Consider the following 18,929-nt stretch of genomic DNA (forward strand, 5'->3'; position numbering starts at 1 on the left):
ACGCCTGCAGCTGATTGTGGTACCGGAATGTCACACAGGTTGTCTGGATTCGCAGGCGGGTTCGGATTCCTACCAAACTGTCATCTCCTGGCTCCAGGGATTGCTTGCTGACTGCCAGAGGCCCGTGGCATAAGAGAGTCATAGCAACATCAGGATGATAGGTAAATGAAGCGATTGGCCCTGATTAAACCTGTTTTAGTCGCCGTGATGCTCGGCACCGGCGTTTCCCAGGCGGCGCCGGACGCCGCCAGTGTGCTTGCAGCTTCGCCAATTGATGACATCGTTGAACGTTACCCGGCCATGTTGAGCCAGGGCATTCGCGAGGGGCTCAAGAAACGTGGTCAGGTGCCGCCGATGGTGGCCGATACGGTAGGTTACGTGGTGAGCAGCAGTTTCAGTGCCGACCGTATTGAGCAACAGATCGTTACCGATCTGAAAGCCCAGCTGTCCGGGCAACAGCTGCAAGCCGTGAGTGAGTGGTACCAGACCCCGGTTGCCAAGAAAATATCGCAAGCCGAAATTGCCGCCTCAGCCCCTGAAGTGTGGGCGAAGATTCAGAGTCAGGCGCCGGAACTCAATCGCCAATACAAGGGGACCCGAAAGGCGGAAATGTTTGCGCGGTATGACCGGGCCGCCCGGGCAACCGAGAGTGCTGTAGATACGACGATTGCCGTTCAATTGGGGCTGGCGAGTGCGATGTCGGCGTTCAGCGGAGAGTCGGTGCATTATGACCAGCTTGAGCGCCGTATTGAAAGCCAGCGAGGCGTGTTGCGTGGCGTTGTGGGGCAGCAGGTCTACGACAGTTACCTGTATACCTACGACAACATCAGCGTCCAGGAAATGGGGTTGTATCTGGACTTTCTGGAAAGTGAGTCAGGAAAACGATTTTCCCGGGTGGTGACCAACAGCATCCAGCAAGCAATCATGGCGCCGGTTGAGAGTATTGGCCGTCAGATCTCGCGGTTTATGGCTCCGCCGGCAGGGTCTGAATAGGAACGCATGACTGGCCGGCCTTTCGGGGACCCCGAACGCCGGCCAGTCCTCTCAAGGGATCAGCTGCGGCTGGTCACTTCCAGCAGGTGGTAGCCAAACTGGGTCTTGATCGGGCCAATCACGGTGTTCAGTTCGCTGCTGAACACGGCCTTGTCGAACTCAGGTACCATCTGGCCGGGGCCGAAAGAACCCAGATCGCCGCCGTTGCGGCCAGACGGGCAGGAAGAATGCTGCTTGGCGACTTCGGCGAAATCCTGGCCGCCTTCGATCGCTTTCTTCAATTCTTCACATTTCGCTTCACTCTCTACCAGAATGTGGCGTGCGGTTGCTTGTGCCATGATTCGTTTCCTGTCGTTGGTTGAATGGAACTCAACCCGGAATGCTGCCCTCAGTGGCCGCCTGAGGCAAGTGCTTTTTGTTGGTGTTTCTGCGGCCTCACAGTCTCTGGTGCAAACCTGTACAATGCCGGCTTTCTTTTCGTCGGCGCTTGCCGGCCCTCACTTCGACAGGTTTGTTTCTTGATTTCCACGGCCAATCTCACCATGCAGTTCGGGGCGCGCCCCCTGTTTGAAAACGTCTCCGCCAAGTTCGGCAACGGCAACCGGTACGGTTTGATCGGTGCCAACGGTTGCGGCAAATCCACGCTGATGAAGATTCTCGGCGCCGATCTGGAACCCTCCTCGGGCCAGGTCATGCTCGAGCCGGGTACCCGTCTGGGTAAACTGCGCCAGGATCAGTTCGCCTACGAGGATTGTTCGGTGATCGATACCGTGATCATGGGGCACGAGGAACTGTGGGGCGTTAAAAAAGAGCGCGACCGGATCTATTCGCTGCCGGAAATGAGTGAAGAAGACGGCATGGCCGTCGCAGACCTGGAAGTGCAGTTTGCGGAAATGGATGGCTACACGGCTGAATCGCGTGCCGGCGAGTTGTTGCTGGGTCTGGACATCCCCCTGGAACAGCACAATGGCCCGATGAGTGCTCTCGCCCCGGGCTGGAAACTGCGGGTATTGCTGGCTCAGGCGCTTTTCTCCGATCCTGATGTGTTGCTGCTGGACGAGCCCACCAACCATCTGGACATTAACACCATCCGCTGGCTGGAAAGTATCCTGGTGGCGCGCAACAGCACCATGATCATCATCTCCCACGACCGTCACTTCCTGAACAGCGTGTGCACTCACATGGCGGACCTGGATTATGGCGAATTGCGCCTGTTCCCGGGCAACTACGATGAATACATGACCGCGGCGACCCAGGCCCGGGAACGGATGCTGGCGGATAATGCCAAGAAGAAGGCCCAGATTGCCGAATTGCAGCAGTTTGTCAGCCGGTTCTCGGCCAATGCCTCGAAGGCCAAGCAGGCAACTTCCCGTGCCCGACAGATCGACAAGATCCAGCTGGAAGAGGTGAAGCCCTCAAGCCGGGTAAGCCCGTTTATCCGGTTCGAGCAGGGCAAGAAACTGCATCGCCAGGCCGTCACCCTGAAAGGCCTGACCAAGGGCTTTGGTGAGCAACCCTTGTTCGACAACCTGGATTTGCAGATTGAGGCGGGGGAGCGCGTGGCCATTATTGGCCCCAACGGCATTGGTAAGACCACGCTTCTGCAATGCCTGGCGGGCGCCTATGAGCCGGATGCCGGCGAAGTGAAATGGACCGACAGTGCCGAGCTGGGGTACTTCGCTCAGGACCACACCGCCGATTTTGCCCGTGAGGATACCCTCACCGACTGGATGGCCCAGTGGACTGCGGGGGGCGAGCAGTTGGTGCGCGGTACGTTGGGGCGGATGTTGTTCTCCGGCGATGAAATTGGCAAATCAGTCCGGGTGCTCTCGGGCGGAGAGCAGGGCCGGATGCTGTTTGGTAAGCTGATTCTGCAGAAGCCGAATGTCATGTTGCTGGATGAGCCCACGAACCACCTTGATATGGAGTCCATCGAGGCGCTGAACCTGGCGCTGGAGAACTATCCGGGTACACTGATTTTCGTTAGCCATGATCGGGAGTTTGTTTCTTCGCTGGCTACGCGAATTATTGAGCTTAAGGCTGATGGGGTGACTGATTTCAGTGGCTCTTATGATGATTACCTTCGGAGCCAGGGTTACCTCTGAGGCGTGGGTGCAGGCGGTCATGTGGGGCTGGCTTCCCAAAACACGCTCCTTGCGGCACATCCATGTGACGCTTGGGCTCCGCCCCTCTGCGCTTATTGCTCCTGCGTCGCGCAGAGGGTCCTGGGCAGGCCGTCCATGGCCTGCCCGTGAAGAGCTTTTCGCTCTTCACCCCTGGCTCCGCACAGTTTTGGAAAGCCAGCCCCACACGCCCGCTCCAACCTGTGAGCGAGGCTCAAATAAAAGAACGGATACGGAAAAGATGGGCGAGACTGAAGTAATTAGTGCTACCCGGAAATGGGTGGAAGACGTTGTCGTGGGCTATAACCTTTGTCCGTTCGCCAAACGCGAACTGGTCCGGAACCGGGTTCGTTTTGTTGTGTCGGAAGCCGAAACGGAAGACGAGCTGCTGCAGGCATTGCACTCGGAACTTCAGCGCTTGGAAGACGAGCCGGAGATTGAAACCACCCTGTTGATTCACCCGGGTGTTTTGCAGGATTTCGGGCCCTACAATGAATTTCTGGATGCGGCCGACGGTTTGTTGGTGTATCTGGAGTTGGAAGGGGTGTACCAGATTGCCAGTTTTCATCCGGATTACCAGTTTGAGGGCACCGGGCCGGATGCGGCGGAGAATTACACGAATCGGTCACCGTTTCCCATGCTACATCTGTTAAGGGAAGCGAGCCTGGAAGCCGCGATTGACAGTTATCCGGATGTGGATGGTATTCCCCGGAGAAATATTGAACTGATGAACAAACTGGGTTCGGAGAAAATGCGCGGTATTCTGCGCTCCTGCCTGGCTGAATCCACTGGCAAGGTTTGAACAGATGGGACTGCTTTTCGAACAGATTGACAGCCAGCCGTCGGTGATCGGTGAGATCACTCTGCGCAGGCGGCGGATACCGGCCATTGGCGACCGGGATATCTATGAGGTGAAGCTGGGCGAGGAGTTCCTGATGTCCAGTATGTTCGTGGATGCCGAAGTGGCACTCTCGGACATCGGGTTGAGGGAAACCGAAGGCGAGAACCTCCGTGTGGTTGTCGGTGGTCTGGGCCTGGGTTACACCGCCGTAGCAGCGCTTAAGCACGAGCGGGTTGCCGAGCTACTTGTGGTTGAGTATCTGCAACCGGTTATCGGCTGGCACCAGCAGGAGCGGGTGCCTCTGGGGAAAGACCTGAACGCTGATCCCAGAAATCGTTATATTCACGGCAGCTTCTTCGACCTTGCGATTGCCGATCCCGAGGTTGGCGGTTTCGATCCGGAGCAGCCCGGCAAGGCATTCGATGCCATTCTCCTGGATATCGACCACTCACCCCGGGCGCTTCTGCACAATTCCAGCGCCAGTTTTTATACGGCCAGCAACCTGCGCAAGATGGCCCGGCAACTGAAGCCCCGGGGCGTGTTCGCCATGTGGTCGAACGAGGGCGAGGACAGCGAGTTCATGGCGGTTCTGAACGAGGTGTTCATCGATGTGGCTTGCCATGTCGTATCCTTCTTTAATCCATTTCAGAACAGGGAATCGTTCAACACCGTGTATGTGGCCCGCAAGCCGGGCTGATAAGCCGGAGTCCGTATGCCTGTAACCACGCACCGCAGTCGACCTTTCAGCTCCAGCCAGCGTCTGCCGGAGCCGGATCAGCCGCCGGTGCTGCATACGCCGGGCGAGGCCGGGGCGTTGCTGGCGGAGTTTATTCACCGTTATCCCCGATTGATGATTCTGACCGGGGCCGGGGTCAGTACCGATTCGGGCATACCGGATTATCGGGATGGCGAGGGCGCGTGGAAACGCAAGCAGCCGGTTCAGCACAAAGCCTTCATGGAGGATTTCCATACCCGCCAGCGCTACTGGGGCCGCAGCCTGATTGGCTGGCCAGTCATGCGCAACGCCTCGCCTAATCCCTCCCACCACTTTATCGCCGATCTGGAACGGCTTAACCACAGCAACCTGGTGGTTACCCAGAATGTCGACCGGCTGCACCAGAGAGCGGGCACCCGGGCCGTGACGGATCTGCACGGGCGTGCCGATGAGGTGGTGTGCATGAGCTGTGGTTACCGGTGTCAGCGTGATGAGGTACACGACCGCTGTGCAGACCTGAACCCGGGGTTCCGGCAATATACCGCCGACACGGCACCGGACGGCGATGCCGATCTGGATGTGGATTTCGAGGATTTCCGCCTGGTGGACTGCCCGAAGTGCCTCGGGATTCTGAAACCGGATGTGGTGTTCTTTGGGGACTTTGTTCCGAAGGAGCGGGTGTATTCGGCTCTGGATACCCTGAAAGCCAGCGACGGCCTTCTGGTGATTGGTTCGTCGCTGATGGTTTATTCCGGTTTTCGCTTCTGCCGCTATGCTCGGGAATGGCAGAAACCCATCGCCACCCTCAATCTTGGGCGTACCCGCGCCGAGGATCTGGCAGACCTGAAACTGAATGCGGGCATCGGGGAGACCCTGAAGGTCTCCCTCGATCAGTTGTAAACGCCGTTTACGCCAGGTTGTAGATGAACACCACGCCCACCGCAATGGGGGTGATAAAGCGAACGGTGACAAACCAGAGATTGAACATACCGGGCGACAGTGCCAGTTCCTTCTCCATCGCCTGTTTCGACATGACCCAGCCCGCCATCACGGCGACCAGCAGCCCGCCCAGTGGCAACAGAATGTTAGCGGTAAAGAAGTCGAGCAGGTCGAAAATGGTTTTGCCTTCCAGCATGGGAATGAAGCCCAGCGGCGCAAAATCCGCCCACAGATTCAAGGACAGAATCGAGGTAATGCCCAGCGCCCAGCACACGCCGCCGGCACCCAGGGTGCTGACGGTGCGGTTCATGCCTTTTTGTTCCTCCAGCCACTCGACGATAGGCTCCAGCAGGGAAATACCGGAGGTCCAGGCGGCGAAGATCAGCAGCACAAAAAACAGCGTGCCAAACAGCGAGCCCATGGGCATCTGGCCAAAGGCCAGCGGCAGAGTCTGGAAAATCAGGCCAGGGCCGGCGCCCGGCTCAAGACCGTTGGCGAACACGATCGGGAAGATGGCCAGCCCGGCCAGCAGGGCGACGCCCGTATCGATGACCGAGACGGTAACGGAGGTTTTGGCGATGGAGATGTTTTTGGGCAGGTACGAACCATAGGCCATCATCACCGCCATACCCAGGCTCAGAGTGAAGAACGCGTGGCCCAGGGCCACCAGAATGCCGGAGGTGGTGAGCTGGGAGAAGTCTGGCTGAAACAGGAAGGCCGCTGCCTGCCCAAAGTGGCCGGTGGTCATGGCGTAGCCCACCACTATCAGTAACAGCACGAAGAGTGCGGGCATCAGGATACTGACCGCTCGCTCAAGACCCGAGCGCACACCTTTTGCCACCACCAGCATGACCAGAGCCATAAACACGGTATGCCACAGGAGCAGAGTGCCGGGGCTGCTAAGCAGGCCCGAGAAAATCGCGCCTACGGCATCCGCGGTCTGGCCGGAGAGCTGGCCGCTGGCCGTGGTGCCCACGTAGGAAATGGCCCAGCCACCGATCACCGAATAGAACGACAGGATCAGAAAGCCGGCCAGAATGCCGACGGCACCGACCAGTTTCCAGGCCGGGTTCAGACCATCCCGCCGGGCGATGGCCTTGATGCTGTTAACCGGGCTGCGGCCACCCCGACGACCGATCATCACCTCGGCCATCATGATGGGGATACCGATAATGGCAATGCACAGCAGGTACACCAACACAAAGGCACCGCCACCGTTTTCGCCGGTAACATAGGGAAATTTCCAGATATTCCCCAGGCCCACGGCGGAACCGGTGGCGGCAAGAATAAACGCCAGCCGTGATGACCAGAGCCCGCGCTGGGCGTTGGAGCCCTCAAGACTGCCTTTGCTGGCAGCAGAACCGGATGGTGAGACAGACATGGTTTTCTCCCGGAGGTCTTGTTGTTGTTTCAGGGGTTAAAAAGAGAGCCGCAGAAACTGCGGCTCCCAAGGGGAAGCACTGGCGTCAGGTTAACCAGTGCGGGACAACCGTTCAGGCGCCAGCGAGGCACCTGTGGTGTGTTTTTTGAAACGCTCCTCGGCCAGTTCGTTGGCAATCTCGCCGGTGGGAAGGCCCGTGCGGTCGGAGCGGGTGAATATCTCGGCCAGGGTATCGCCGATGGTGTCAACGTGGGCACGAATGGTGTCGGGGCTGCCTCCTGTGCGCTCGTAGAACACATCAATGATCCCCCCGGCATTGATGGCAAAATCCGGTGCGTAAAGGATGTTCCGTTGCTTGAGCAGGGCGTCGTGCTCGGGGCGGTCCAGCAGATTATTGGCAGCCCCCGCCACAATGCCGGCCTTGATGCCGGGGATGCTGCGATCGTTCAACACCGCGCCCATGGCGCAGGGGGCGACCACGTCGACCGGCAGGGAGAGAATATCCCCGGCATTGGCGGCCCGGGCGCCAAGCTCCTCAATGGCCCGTTGCAGGTTGTCTTCGTGAATATCGGACACCCAGAGTTCCGCGCCGGCTTCCTTCAGGTGCCGGGCCAGCCGGAACCCGACATTGCCAACGCCCTGAATGGCGACTTTCAGCCCGGTAAGGTCATGGCTGCCAAATTTATGCCTGACCGCCGCTTTCAGGCCGATAAACGTGCCGTAAGCGGTTACCGGAGAGGGGTCACCGGTACTGGGTTGCCCGTCAAAGCCGGTTCGGTAGGCAACGCCTGCCACGTGCCGGGTATGGTGCCCCATGATTTTCAGGTCCGGCACGCTGGTGCCGGAATCTTCGGCCGCAATGTACTGGCCGCCGAGGCCCTCCAGATGCCTGCCCATGGCTTCCAGCAGGGCCTGGCTTTTCTGTTGGCGTGGGTCGCCGATAATGACAGATTTGCCCCCGCCCAGGTCGAGATTGGCCAGTGCCGATTTGTAGGTCATGCCTTTCGACAGGCGCAGGACATCACGCACGGCTTCTTCGTCGTTGGCGTAGGGAAACATGCGGCAACCGCCCAGGGCGGGGCCCCGTGACGTATTGTGGATCGCGACAATGGCCTTGAGGCCGGTCTCGGCATCGCAGAAAAATGAAAGGTGCTCGTGATTGTCGAACTCTGGATGGCTGAACAGCATGTTGAAATCCTCTTCCGTACCGCCGGATCCCGGCTGCAGGGTCAGTCTTGTTGTTGTCCGTCTGGCTTGTGGCCAGGGCGTCGATCTCAGGTGTCGGTCCCGAGGATTGGTCGGGCGCCCTTTTGGGGCTGACGGGTTTCAAGCTAATTCAAGTTTACGTAAACGTCAATAATGTACTGCGGGCGTGTCATCGATATTGTGGATGAACGCATCTAACTGGCTGAGCTCCGGTGAGAAAAAAAAACAGGGGTGTTGTGGTTTTTACTGATACGCGTTTTTCACCAACAGGCTTAGCTTCTACAGATGTCTGTCGCCTCCTATTCATATCAGTTCCAGCTGCGGAAAGTTCGATCCGAGTTTTTCCGCCTGCTTCCCATCTCTTTATTTGTGGTGGCGTTCGGTGCTGCCTTTGGTCTGGCCGCCATTCAGGCGGGGCTGACACCACTGGAGTCCATTCTGATGAGCACCACGGTGTTCGCCGGTGCCTCGCAATTTGCGGTGATGGATCTCTGGGGTGCCGAGGTGTCGGTGCTACCGTTGATGGCCGTCGTGTTCGCGATCAATTCCAGACATCTGCTGATGGGCGCATCGCTGTACCCCATGCTCAAGGATGTCCCTCCCGGACAACGCTACGGCCTGTTGTTGTTGCTGACGGATGCCAACTGGGCGGTCTCTGCCCAGGACTACCAGAATGGCCGCCGTAACCTCGAAGTCATTGTCGGGGGAGGGCTCGTGCTGTGGTTGGCCTGGATTGTGGGTACCTCACTGGGCGTTTACTTCGGTGGTTTGCTGGCCAATCCCAAGGCTCTCGGGCTGGATATGGTGCTGGGCTGCTTCCTTCTGGCCATGGCGCTGGGTGGCAACAAGTCCCCGCGGGTGCTGGTCGCCTGGTTTGTGGCCGGAGTGGCTTCTCTTGCGGCATGGAAGTGGTTGCCGCCCAATATGCACGTGGTGGTTGGTGCGATGGCCGGCGGTGCGGTCGGCCTCTTCTGGTTAGAGACGAACAATACACCCGCTGAGCCGGACGAGGAGGTAAACGGTGACGATTGAGACCTCACCGGCCGGGGTACTGGCGTTAATCGCGATCATGACCGTGGTCACCTTACTGACCCGTTTTGGCGGCGTGTATGTCATGTCGTTCGTGCGGATTAACCCGCGGGTGGAGAGCTTTATCAATACCATGGCCAGCTCGGTTTTGATCGCCATCATCGTACCCATGGCAGTGGGTGGCGACCCGGGCGCGCTGGCGGCACTGGTGGCTACGGCGGTTGCCATGCTGGTGCTGCACAAGCCGCTTCCCGCTATCGCAATTGGCCTGTTGGCCGCCGCAATGGTTCGTTATTTGTTCTGACCTCTCCGGCAATGATCTTTAAAAACTGCTCAAGTTTTCGGCAATGGTGCCGTCAAGTGACCCAGTGTCACTGAGGTACCGAACCATGATTTCATCCAGCCAGATTTCCCTGTTCCAGGACAGCAGCCGCCAGGTATCGTCCTTCGACAGTTCCCAGTTGAGAATACGCCAGTCTGCGGCTCCCGCAGCGCAAGGGCAGAACAATCGGGGCACCGAGTTGTCGTTGTTCCGGCAGGCGGCCTATGGCTATACAAGCCAGGAGCAGCTGGCGTTTTCCAGCACCAGTGAGGTGACCGGAGACAACAAGACGGCCACCTTCAGCAGTTCGGAACTGATTGAAAAGTCGTCAGAGCTGTTCCTGATGGGGCAACAAGCTCTGACGGTCAGCCGTGCTGCCCTCGGGGGTGAAGCCGCAGCGGAGTCGCCGGAAAGCCTTTCGGTTTCTGCCGGTCGCTATATGTTTTACTCCGAAAGCGAAACCCGGAGTTTCGCCTCCACCGGCAGTATTACGCTTGATAGTGGCGAAACCATCGACTTTACGCTGTCGCTCCGCCAGTCCCAGTCGCGCAGCTATGAATATTCCGAGCTGGTGCAGATTCAGGAACGCCCCCTGACCGATCCCCTGGTGATCAACTTCGGTGCCTCTACCGCACGGCTGACCGACACCCTGTTTGAATTCGACATGACGGGCAACGGCGAGACGGCCCAGTTCGCCTCTCTGGGGACGGGCAGCGGATATCTGGTTTTTGACCGCAACGGCAACGGTAAAGTGGACGATGGCAGCGAATTGTTCGGGCCGGCGAGCGGGTCGGGTTTCAGTGAGTTGGCGGCGTTTGATGACGACGGTAACCGTTGGATAGATGCCAACGACGAGATTTTCGAGTCTCTATCCGTGTGGGTGCAGACGGCGGATGGCGGCCAGGATTTGCGCTCGCTGGCAGACGTTGGCGTGCAGGCTCTGTACGTTGACAGCGTGGATGATCGCTTCACCCTCACCAATCCGCAGGGCGTGCCGTTGGGCCAGATCAAGGCTTCGGGCATTTATCTGACCACCGATGGCGAGGTTCGCACTCTGGAAGAGCTGGATCTGGCGGAGCAGAACACCGGGTCGGCCCCGGCGGTGGAAACCGCGCTTGGTGTTCGCAATGATGAGTCAGAGATGAGTGGCGCTGTCTCGGCGCGAATTGCGGCAATTCAAAACGCGCTGGAGAAACTGAACGAAATTCGCGAGAAACAGCAGGCATTTATCGAGGCTTCGAAGGAGCAGGGCGAGGAGACGTCTCCCCTGGATGGCTATCTGAAGATCATCGACAAGCTGCGGCTGGAGTTGCTGGGTAGCCAGGATGAGAAGAAGCAGGCGGCCAGTCGGTATCTGGAATTCGCCAAGCTTTGAATATGAGACCGAAGCAGTGCCAGCTCTGGGTTGGGGTGGCCTCCCAAAAATCTCGGAGGCCGCAGAATGCTACCGGCAAGACGATACTTCTTTTGACGGCCGATGGATGACGTTGGTTAAAGCGCGGTAGTTTGCCCAAGCTCGTACTGGCTTCTAGGCTGAAGGTATCAATTTTCTGAAAAAAGGAGACCGTCATGTCTGATCACCATGTCTACAAAAAAGTGGAGATCGTCGGCTCATCAAAGACGAGCATTGAAGATGCCATTCAGAACGCGCTGGATGAGTGCGGGAAAAGCGTTCGCAATATGGAGTGGTTCGAGGTAACGGAAACCCGTGGCCACATTGTCGACGGAAAGGTTGGCCATTATCAGGTGGGCCTGAAGATTGGTTTCCGGATTGCCGGCAGCTAAGCAAGCTTAGCCGCTTCTGATAGTGCGATGCCGGATGGCTGTGACGAGGTGATTCAGCAGCTCCCGCGCCTCGCCCTCATGCAGGCTGTGGAACTTGTCGTGCAGCACCCGGCGGTCGTGGTCGGAAGCACCGTGTCGGACTTCTTTAACAAGGTCCAGGTACTGGCACGCAGCCAGGTGCGCTTTGATTTCCACATCGATCAGCCGGGTCAGTAACTCTTCGGTTGTTTCGTGGCAGAAGGGGCGATGCTGGTTCAGATGACTGCGGGCCTCAAGGGCCGCGTTTCTGGCCTCTAGGCGCAAGTCAGATGCGGCCTCTCCGGTTTCTACGGTCCGCAGAAACTGCCCCAGGCGTTCATGCAGGTGCCAGATGGTGGGCCAGATCTTGCGATAAGCTGCCAGCTCCGTGCGGTAGCGGGCCTGATCCAGCGAACCCGTGCCGGCCGGTGGGTGTTGCTCCGCGCGGTTGAAATGGCTGACCCGGATCTCATCCATTTCCCGCCAAAGCGCGTCTGATCTCTCTTTCAGCCTGCTGAGTTGCTCTTGGACATTGCGCCGGGCGCGAGCAGCGTAGATAAGCGCAAGCAACGCCAGCACAGCAGCACCGAGCGCCAACAGCAGTGATGGCGACAGTGTGGCGAGTAGGTTTTCTGGCAGGCCGGTATCCATGCTGGTTTGCCCGATTTCATTCCTGTCGTGGCCCTTCAGTATAGAAGCTATTGGCTGTTTTGCTGCTTGAACGGCAGCAGAGTGTTGGCTTCGGCAAAGTAGGCCTGTACCTGTTCTGCCTCTTCCCGGGTGAACTGGGCAATGGCATCGCGGAACCCCGGGTGTTGGACGCTGTGCCAGGAGTGGGTGATGACTGGCTCGAATCCCCGAACGAGTTTGTGCTCTCCCTGAGCACCGGCGTCGAAGTGGCTGAGCCCCAGAGCCAGTGCCAGTTCGATACCCTGGTAGTAACACGTCTCGAAATGCAGGTGGCTGTATTCTTCCAGGCAACCCCAGTAACGGCCATACAGGGTGGTTTGCCCTGCCAGGAAGAGCGCCCCGGCAATCATCTCGCCCTGTTTGACGGCCATGATCAGGTGCATATGCTCCGGTAACCGTTCACGCAACTGCTCGAAGAATGCCTTGTTCAGATAGGCCCGTTGGCCCCGTTTCAGATAGGTGGCCTGGTAAAACACGTAGAAGGCAGACAGCACATGATCGGGAATATCCCGGCCCTGAAAACGGGTAAAGGTGATGCCCTGTTCCGCCACCTGTCGGCGCTCTTTGCGGATAGACTTGCGCTTGCGGGAGTTCAGAGCCGCCAGGTAATCCTCGAAGCTGCGATACTGATGGCTGTGCCAGTGGAACTGGCAGCCAATGCGGTGCAGTTGCTCCTGGTGCTCCAGCAATCGCTGATCCTGTGCATCCGGAAACAGTAAGTGCCAGGAGTGCGCGCCCAGCTGATGTGTCAGGGTGTCCAGCAGGTCGTGGAGGCGTTCGGGGGCAAGTTGCTGGCGCACGTCGTTATCCAGCAACAGTCTGGGCCCGGCCGAGGGCGTAAAAGGAATGGCCATGAGCAGTTTCGGGTAGTACGGCAGATTGTAGCGCTGGTAGGCCTCGGCCCAGGCCCAGTCAAACACGTATTCGCCCATGGAGTGGGTTTTCAGATACGCCGGGGCCAGGCCGACAATGCGGTCACCGCGCTTGAAAACGAGATGGTTGGGGGTCCAGCCCGTCTCGGCACGCGTGCAGCCGCTGTCTTCCAGGGCCTGGAAAAATTCGTAGCGAAGAAACGGGTTGGAGACGCCGGCCAGTCTTTGCCAGTCCCGTTCCGGAATCTCGGCAATTCGGGGGCGGGTCTCCAGCGTAAGGTCATTCAGGGCGTTTTCTGACATGAATAGGTTCGGGTTATGGATGTTGACCTTCTACCATACGCCAGAAAACGCCGTTTGATCACTTCTTGCTTTTGCCTGCGGTGCCGCTGCAGCGCTGTTCCATGGTCTTTTGCCACCGTTTCATCCGCTGTTCGTGCCTTGCCTGGCGTTCCTGGTGCATCTCGCTCCAGATCTGACGCTGCTCTTCACTGAGTTGCAGGCGGTCAGCCATCTCAGCCCGTTGCTGGGCCATCTCCGCCTGGCGTGCCTGGCGATCAAAGGGGCCCTGACCGCTGCGGTAATTCTCGCACAGTTCCTGCTTGTCCCATTTTCCGTTTTCGTGGTGCATTCCATATTTACCCGCCAGAGCTGCGGGGCTGGCGGCAAGCAGGCTGGCCATCATTACGCCGGCGGCCATCAGGGTGGTGTGTGGTTTCATTGGTGCTATCTCCTGTTTTTTCACATTGGACGTGAAACATAGTACGCCCGGGCAGCGTCAGATGGTGTCAGGCCGGTGTAAAGGTTGGGTAAAGGCAGAGAGCGCTGACGCCGGCATAAAGCCGGGTCATGCTAGACTTTGCCGGAGCGTCAGGCAGAGAGGACAGGATGCAGAACCGGGTATTGTTGGTTGAGGATGATGACGAGTTGCGGGCGTTGCTGGCCCGTTATCTGACAGGACAGGGATTCACCGTTCGCGAGGCGGCCACGGGTCGGGACGGACTGGCACTTGCTCTGGGGCAAGGTTGTGACATTGTGGTGCTCGATATCATGCTGCCGGACATTAATGGCCTTGATGTCCTGCGGGAGCTCCGGGCCGAGACGCACTTGCCGGTTATTCTGCTGACCGCCCGCGGCGACGAGACTGATCGCATTGTCGGGTTTGAGGTAGGAGCCGACGATTATATTCCCAAGCCCTGTAATCCGAGAGAGCTGGTGGCCAGGCTGCAGGCGTTGCTGCGGCGCATTGCCTGGGACCAGAAAGCCGAATTGAATGCCAGTCGGGTGTATGGCGATTTACGGTTGGAGCCCGGGCAACGCCGGATATACCAGAACGAAGTCCCTCTGGACCTGACCGGTACAGAATATGAGGTACTCCAGGTGTTGCTGGCCCATGCTGGCGGTGTCGTGCGTAAGACCGACCTGATGCAGTGGGCATTGGGGCGGCGCCTGGAAGCCTACGACCGCACTCTGGATATGCACATCAGTAACCTGCGTAAAAAGCTCGGCAATGATGACCCGCCCCGGATAGAAACCGTGCGCGGACTGGGATACAGCTACCGGACACCCGTATGATGACACGATTCAGGTTCCCGTTGTTCTGGCGAATTTTCTTGTCGATCTGGCTTGCTATGGCGTTGACCGTGCTGGCCGGCCATCTGGCCAGCCGCTATCTGCTGGATCGTGAGCGCCAGGCAATCGAGCGCCAGGTGGGCTTGCAGGAGCTCGGGCAGGAAGCCCTGGGCATCCGGGCTCGGCAGGGCCGGGCCGAGGCCTGGCGGTTTCTCCGTGCCGAAGGAGAACGGATGGACCTGCACCTGGTCCTGATTGCTCAGGAACAGGGCCATCATCGATTGCCCCGGGGTATACGGGAGCGGATGCAGTCGGGCTGGTACCCCCACAAACCGGCGGTGATTGAGCTTGAAGAAGGCTACAGGCTGGTTGCCTGGCCGCGTATGGGCAGCGACGGCTGGCTGGACCCGAGCGTATTCCGGGTTGTTGAACTCGGGCTGGCCTTCCTGTTGATTACCCTGGCCTGCTGGTGGATCGCACGAATGGTTGCCCGTCCGCTGAAGCACATGGAAGGAACTGCCCGGGCCATTGCCGCGGGTGACACCCATCTGCGGGTGTCTGCGGCTATTGCCGGTCGCCGCGACGAAGTGGGCCAGCTTGCGATGGCATTCAACGGGATGACCGATCGGCTTTGCCAGTTGCTGGACCGGCAGAATCAGCTGTTACGGGATATCTCCCATGATTTGCGCACGCCGCTGGCGCGACAGCGGGTGGCCATTGAACTGGCTGCGGACAGCGGCGCCGATGAGGGTCTGGTGTCCAGTATCCTGCGCCAGAACGAGCGGCTGGACACCATGACCGGTCAAATCCTCACGCTGTATCGGGTTTCCGAGAGTGGCGGCGATATGGCGCGGGCACCGGTCAAGCCGATGGTACTGGTGAATCGTGTGCTTCAGGATGCGGCGGACTATGCTGAACACCAGCGGGTCGACTGCAAACTGGTGGCATCGGACGCGAGCAGAGAGGTGTCTGTACTGGGTGATGGCAGCCTGCTACAGCGTGCTGTTGATAATATATTGCAGAACGCCCTCGACCACACGCCACCGGGAAAGTCGGTTCAGTTGTCATTGACGACCTCTGGCGATCGAATCCGGCTGGCCATCGCAGACGAAGGGCCGGGCGCGCCTGAAGACCTGCTGCAACCGATGTTCGAGCCGTTCTTTCGGGCCGATAAGTCCCGGGGAGGCAATGGCTGGGGGCTGGGGCTCGCCATTGCCCGTGATATTATACTGGCTCACGATGGGCAGATCAGTGCTCACAACCGGGATACCGGAGGGCTGGAGGTTATCCTCGAGCTACCGGTGTTTGTCGACGGTTGAAGAGTCGACGTCCTGACGTTGGCGCGGCGCTTTACTGATGCCCGGTTTCAGCTTGCTGGCTGCAGAAAAATCAATACCTTCCTGCAGCTCGTCTTCATCAAACCGGATGCCGCAAGCAGCCTTGCGAAGCCGCGCCGGAGCGGCAGTGCCGGGCTGCTGATGTTCGTTGTCTTCGGTTGTCATAGGATCGCTCATGAGTAAGGATTACCCGATTCCCGCAGGATACCTCGAGCGGGAAACGGAAGTGAAGAAAAGCCGGTTCATTGCCCGGATATACCCGGTCAGTGATCGCGACGAGGTACGTGCCTGCGTTGAGCAGGCGCATCGTGATTTTCCGGATGCCCGCCACGTGTGCTGGGGGTATCAAATCGGCCGCCCGGGCTCGGCAGCAGAAGCCGCCATGAATGACGACGGGGAGCCGTCCGGTACCGCAGGCAAGCCCATTCTTGGTGTTATCCAGCACAAGGATATGGGCGATGTACTGGTGATTGTCATCCGCTATTTCGGCGGTATCAAGCTGGGTGCCGGGGGGCTGGTGCGCGCCTACGCCGGCGCAGCCGAGAGCGTTCTCTCTGCGGTCGGCCGCGTGGTGCAGCAGGCCCGGGTCCGGGCCACCGTTGAGCTTGGCTTTGCCGATGAACAACCGCTGAGACACTGGTCCGAGGGTCATGAAGGTTGTCTCGAATCTGTTTCTTACAGCAGTCATGTGACGGCCAGGGTTTCCTTGCCCGTAGCGAACCAGGAGGCGTTCTCGGCATTTTGTGACGCCCACCAGCTGGATTACCGTTTCGAAACCTGATCAACGGCGCCAAGCTGTCATCGATTCACGGGCGTATACTGGAGATAAACAGGGATTACGGAGTGGCATCTATGCGTATTCTGATGGCAGTGGTGGTGTCTTTCATGATGGCCGGCTGTGCCAGCAATGTGGTGACGGATTACAACTCTTCGACCGTGTTCGGCAATTTCAGCAGCTGGGCCTTCGCCGCGAAACAGCCTGATTCCGGAGTAACCTCCCTGGACGATGCCCGGGTGCGGGACGCTGTTGAGCGGGAGCTGAATCGAAAAGCCATGAGACAGGTGGGCCAGAGCGAGGCAGACGTGCTGATCAGCTGGCAGATCGTTGCAGAGGAACGGCTGGAACAGGTGGGTGTGGGCCTGGGGTTCGGCTTTGGCCGTGGCAACTTCGGCTGGGGCGTCTCGGCGCCACCACCGGTGCGTGAGGTGACCGAGGGCAAGCTGGTTCTCAGGATGGTCGATTCCGCCACCGATGAAGTTGTCTGGCAGGCCGCCAGCCGCCGTTACCTGAACGAAAACCAGTCTCCGGAAACCCGTCGCCAGCTGATTGACGAGGTTGTCTCGGAAATGTTTTCGCAATACCCTCCCGGCCTGAATTGATTGAACGATAGGGCGTATTCATGGGGATGAACAAGCGCAAAGGTGGCCTGGTATTCTCTACCGACCAGGGCCGGATGTGCCCGGGTTGTCGGAACCCGTCAGACCAATGCACCTGCAAAGCGGAGCAGCTACCGGCAGGTGACGGTATTGTGCGTGTGAGCCGTGAAACCAAAGGCCGCAAGGGCAAGGGCGTGACGCTGGTGACCGGCATTCCGCTGGGGGCCAGCGAGCTGAAAGCCTATGCCAAGCAACTGAAAGCCAAATGCGGCACTGGCGGCACCGTGAAAGACGGCGTGGTGGAAATTCAGGGCGACCAGCGTGACCTTCTGGTGCCATTGCTGGAACAAAAAGGCTGGACCGTCAAACGCTCGGGCGGTTGAGGCATCCTTTCGAAATAACTGTTGGGCGGACCGTCCGGTCGTGCCGGTATCACAGGGGAGTCTGGAATGCATATCGCGGTACTTGGAGCAGGGGTGGTAGGTATCACCACGGCGTGGTATTTGCAGCAACAGGGGCACCAGGTAACCGTTGTCGATCGTCAGAACCAGTCGGCTCTCGAAACCAGTTATGCTAACGGCGGCCAGATATCCGTGTCCCATGCGGAGCCCTGGGCCAACCCATCGGCGCCCCTGAAAGTTGCCAAATGGTTATTTCAGCCGGAGGCGCCACTGCTCTTCCGGCCCCGCCTCGACCCTTACCAATGGCGCTGGGTATTGTCATTTCTTGGCCAGTGTACGTCCGCGCGGGCGGCGCATAACATCCGCCAGATGGTGAATCTAGGCACTTATAGCCGCACTTGCCTGCAGACCCTCAGGGATGACTTGGGCCTGGAGTACGACCAGTTGGCCAGGGGAATACTGCATTTCTATACCAATCCGGCGGAATTCGATGCTGCCATGGAGCCTGCGCGAATTATGCGCGATCTCGGCTGTGACCGACAGGTTATCGATGCGGAGCGTGCTGTGGCACTGGAGCCTGCGCTTGCACCGGTGCGCCACCGTATTGCCGGAGCCACCTACACCGCAGATGATGAAAGTGGTGATGCCCGCAAGTTCACCCAGGTATTGGCGGATAAATGCAAAGCGGCCGGCGTAGTGTTCGAATATGGCACGGAAATCCTGGATTTTGACCGCGCCGGTGATCGTATTATGGGCGTACGCACCTTGAAAGACGGCAAGCATGGCACGCTGCGGGCAGACAGCTATGTGTTGAGCCTGGGTAGTTTCAGTGCCGTGCTTGCCCGTCGCCTGGGCCTGTTCCTCAATATCTATCCGGCGAAAGGGTATTCCATCACCGTTCCCGTGAAGAACGACGAGGCGGCGTTCAAGGTCAGTCTCACCGACGATGAATACAAACTGGTGTATTCGCGTCTGGGCGATCGGATGCGGGTGGCGGGCACGGCCGAGCTCAACGGCTATGGCCGTGATCTGAGCTTTACCCGTTGCCGGGCCATTGTGCGCCGTGCGGCGGAAGTGATGCCAGAGGCGGGGTACTGGGATCAGGCCGAGTTCTGGACCGGGTTGCGGCCGTCCACGCCATCCAACGTGCCCTATATTGGCAAGAGCCATTTCAGCAATCTTTACCTGAACACCGGGCACGGTACTCTGGGGTGGACCCACTCCTGTGGATCTGCCGCCGCCCTGGCCGACTTTGTGGCCGGCAAGCAACCCGAGGTGGATTTCACTTTCTCGGGCCTCTGACCGGCCACTCTTCACGGCTTCGGCAG

Annotated in this window: 22 protein-coding genes; 15 read left to right on the forward strand and 7 right to left on the reverse strand. The window is 58.9% G+C overall.

All coding sequences use genetic code 11. The annotated features are described in order from the left end of the window. Nucleotides 1-165: 165 nt before the first annotated feature. Entirely contained in the window at nt 166-993 is an 828-nt protein-coding gene (locus tag ACP2AU_RS07260) for a DUF2059 domain-containing protein (RefSeq protein WP_426375441.1), read from the forward strand. Nucleotides 994-1,052: 59 nt separating this feature from the next. Here the strand turns inward: ACP2AU_RS07260 and ACP2AU_RS07265 are convergent, their stop codons facing one another. Further along, nucleotides 1,053-1,331 (reverse strand): peptidylprolyl isomerase, encoded by a 279-nt coding sequence (locus ACP2AU_RS07265; RefSeq protein WP_426375442.1) that lies wholly within the window; start codon nt 1,329-1,331, stop codon nt 1,053-1,055. 180 nt (nt 1,332-1,511) lie between these two features. Here ACP2AU_RS07265 and ACP2AU_RS07270 point away from each other — a divergent pair, with 180 nt between their 5' ends. The 4 genes from ACP2AU_RS07270 (at nt 1,512) to ACP2AU_RS07285 (ending at nt 5,572) form a co-directional block, all read left to right on the forward strand. Then, entirely contained in the window at nt 1,512-3,098 is a 1,587-nt protein-coding gene (locus tag ACP2AU_RS07270; protein ID WP_426375443.1) for an ABC-F family ATPase, read from the forward strand. A gap of 259 nt (nt 3,099-3,357) precedes the next feature. Further along, complete coding sequence (locus ACP2AU_RS07275; RefSeq protein ID WP_426375444.1) at nt 3,358-3,918, forward strand: DUF1415 domain-containing protein; 561 nt, start codon at nt 3,358-3,360, stop codon at nt 3,916-3,918. 4 nt (nt 3,919-3,922) lie between these two features. Next, nucleotides 3,923-4,654 (forward strand): spermidine synthase, encoded by a 732-nt coding sequence (locus ACP2AU_RS07280; protein ID WP_426375445.1) that lies wholly within the window; start codon nt 3,923-3,925, stop codon nt 4,652-4,654. A gap of 15 nt (nt 4,655-4,669) precedes the next feature. Next, entirely contained in the window at nt 4,670-5,572 is a 903-nt protein-coding gene (locus tag ACP2AU_RS07285) for an NAD-dependent protein deacetylase (RefSeq protein WP_426375446.1), read from the forward strand. Between the two features lie 7 nt (nt 5,573-5,579). Here ACP2AU_RS07285 and ACP2AU_RS07290 read toward each other — a convergent pair whose 3' ends face one another. Then, on the reverse strand, nt 5,580-6,992 hold the full coding sequence (locus tag ACP2AU_RS07290) for a sodium-dependent transporter (RefSeq protein WP_426375447.1): 1,413 nt from the start codon (nt 6,990-6,992) through the stop codon (nt 5,580-5,582). Between the two features lie 90 nt (nt 6,993-7,082). Next, complete coding sequence (locus ACP2AU_RS07295; protein WP_426375448.1) at nt 7,083-8,180, reverse strand: Leu/Phe/Val dehydrogenase; 1,098 nt, start codon at nt 8,178-8,180, stop codon at nt 7,083-7,085. 303 nt (nt 8,181-8,483) lie between these two features. On the opposite strand from ACP2AU_RS07295, the gene ACP2AU_RS07300 reads away from it, so the two are divergent. The 4 genes from ACP2AU_RS07300 (at nt 8,484) to ACP2AU_RS07315 (ending at nt 11,334) form a co-directional block, all read left to right on the forward strand. Then, the gene (locus tag ACP2AU_RS07300) at nt 8,484-9,230 is read left to right on the forward strand and encodes an AzlC family ABC transporter permease (RefSeq protein WP_426375449.1); all 747 of its coding nucleotides are present in this window, start codon (nt 8,484-8,486) and stop codon (nt 9,228-9,230) included. Further along, entirely contained in the window at nt 9,220-9,531 is a 312-nt protein-coding gene (locus ACP2AU_RS07305; protein ID WP_426375450.1) for an AzlD family protein, read from the forward strand. Before ACP2AU_RS07300 ends, ACP2AU_RS07305 begins: the two co-directional genes overlap by 11 nt. Before the next feature lie 85 nt (nt 9,532-9,616). Then, nucleotides 9,617-10,924 (forward strand): hypothetical protein, encoded by a 1,308-nt coding sequence (locus ACP2AU_RS07310; RefSeq protein WP_426375451.1) that lies wholly within the window; start codon nt 9,617-9,619, stop codon nt 10,922-10,924. Nucleotides 10,925-11,118: 194 nt separating this feature from the next. After that, the gene (locus ACP2AU_RS07315; protein ID WP_426375452.1) at nt 11,119-11,334 is read left to right on the forward strand and encodes a dodecin; all 216 of its coding nucleotides are present in this window, start codon (nt 11,119-11,121) and stop codon (nt 11,332-11,334) included. 6 nt (nt 11,335-11,340) lie between these two features. On the opposite strand, the gene ACP2AU_RS07320 is transcribed toward ACP2AU_RS07315, so the two are convergent. The 3 genes from ACP2AU_RS07320 to ACP2AU_RS07330 are packed head-to-tail and all read right to left on the reverse strand — an operon-like array spanning nt 11,341 to nt 13,635. Then, nucleotides 11,341-12,003 carry a hypothetical protein gene (locus tag ACP2AU_RS07320; RefSeq protein WP_426375454.1) on the reverse strand — a complete coding sequence of 221 codons (663 nt, stop codon included), beginning with the start codon at nt 12,001-12,003 and terminating at the stop codon, nt 11,341-11,343. Between the two features lie 47 nt (nt 12,004-12,050). Beyond that, nucleotides 12,051-13,217: a GNAT family N-acetyltransferase gene (locus ACP2AU_RS07325; RefSeq protein WP_426375455.1), complete on the reverse strand. Its 1,167-nt coding sequence runs from the start codon at nt 13,215-13,217 to the stop codon at nt 12,051-12,053. Nucleotides 13,218-13,275: 58 nt separating this feature from the next. Further along, the gene (locus tag ACP2AU_RS07330; protein WP_426375456.1) at nt 13,276-13,635 is read right to left on the reverse strand and encodes a hypothetical protein; all 360 of its coding nucleotides are present in this window, start codon (nt 13,633-13,635) and stop codon (nt 13,276-13,278) included. A gap of 167 nt (nt 13,636-13,802) precedes the next feature. Here ACP2AU_RS07330 and ACP2AU_RS07335 point away from each other — a divergent pair, with 167 nt between their 5' ends. After that, on the forward strand, nt 13,803-14,489 hold the full coding sequence (locus tag ACP2AU_RS07335) for a response regulator transcription factor (RefSeq protein WP_426375457.1): 687 nt from the start codon (nt 13,803-13,805) through the stop codon (nt 14,487-14,489). Beyond that, nucleotides 14,486-15,805, forward strand: coding sequence for a sensor histidine kinase (locus tag ACP2AU_RS07340; RefSeq protein WP_426375458.1), 1,320 nt, complete (start codon nt 14,486-14,488; stop codon nt 15,803-15,805). Before ACP2AU_RS07335 ends, ACP2AU_RS07340 begins: the two co-directional genes overlap by 4 nt. On the opposite strand, the gene ACP2AU_RS07345 is transcribed toward ACP2AU_RS07340, so the two are convergent. Further along, nucleotides 15,782-15,988, reverse strand: a complete 207-nt coding sequence (locus ACP2AU_RS07345) for a hypothetical protein (protein ID WP_426375459.1) — start codon at nt 15,986-15,988, stop codon at nt 15,782-15,784. The genes ACP2AU_RS07340 and ACP2AU_RS07345 overlap by 24 nt on opposite strands. A gap of 10 nt (nt 15,989-15,998) precedes the next feature. Here ACP2AU_RS07345 and ACP2AU_RS07350 point away from each other — a divergent pair, with 10 nt between their 5' ends. The 4 genes from ACP2AU_RS07350 (at nt 15,999) to ACP2AU_RS07365 (ending at nt 18,903) form a co-directional block, all read left to right on the forward strand. After that, the gene (locus tag ACP2AU_RS07350) at nt 15,999-16,604 is read left to right on the forward strand and encodes a YigZ family protein (RefSeq protein ID WP_426375460.1); all 606 of its coding nucleotides are present in this window, start codon (nt 15,999-16,001) and stop codon (nt 16,602-16,604) included. 71 nt (nt 16,605-16,675) lie between these two features. After that, nucleotides 16,676-17,203 carry a DUF4136 domain-containing protein gene (locus ACP2AU_RS07355; protein ID WP_426375461.1) on the forward strand — a complete coding sequence of 176 codons (528 nt, stop codon included), beginning with the start codon at nt 16,676-16,678 and terminating at the stop codon, nt 17,201-17,203. Between the two features lie 20 nt (nt 17,204-17,223). Further along, nucleotides 17,224-17,583, forward strand: coding sequence for a translation initiation factor Sui1 (locus tag ACP2AU_RS07360; RefSeq protein WP_426375462.1), 360 nt, complete (start codon nt 17,224-17,226; stop codon nt 17,581-17,583). A 66-nt stretch (nt 17,584-17,649) separates the two neighbouring features. Then, on the forward strand, nt 17,650-18,903 hold the full coding sequence (locus ACP2AU_RS07365; RefSeq protein ID WP_426375463.1) for a D-amino acid dehydrogenase: 1,254 nt from the start codon (nt 17,650-17,652) through the stop codon (nt 18,901-18,903). The last annotated feature ends 26 nt before the right edge of the window (nt 18,904-18,929 follow it).

Source organism: Marinobacter sp. VGCF2001 (assembly GCF_049943275.1).
In the GTDB taxonomy this organism is placed as follows: Bacteria; Pseudomonadota; Gammaproteobacteria; order Pseudomonadales; family Oleiphilaceae; genus Marinobacter.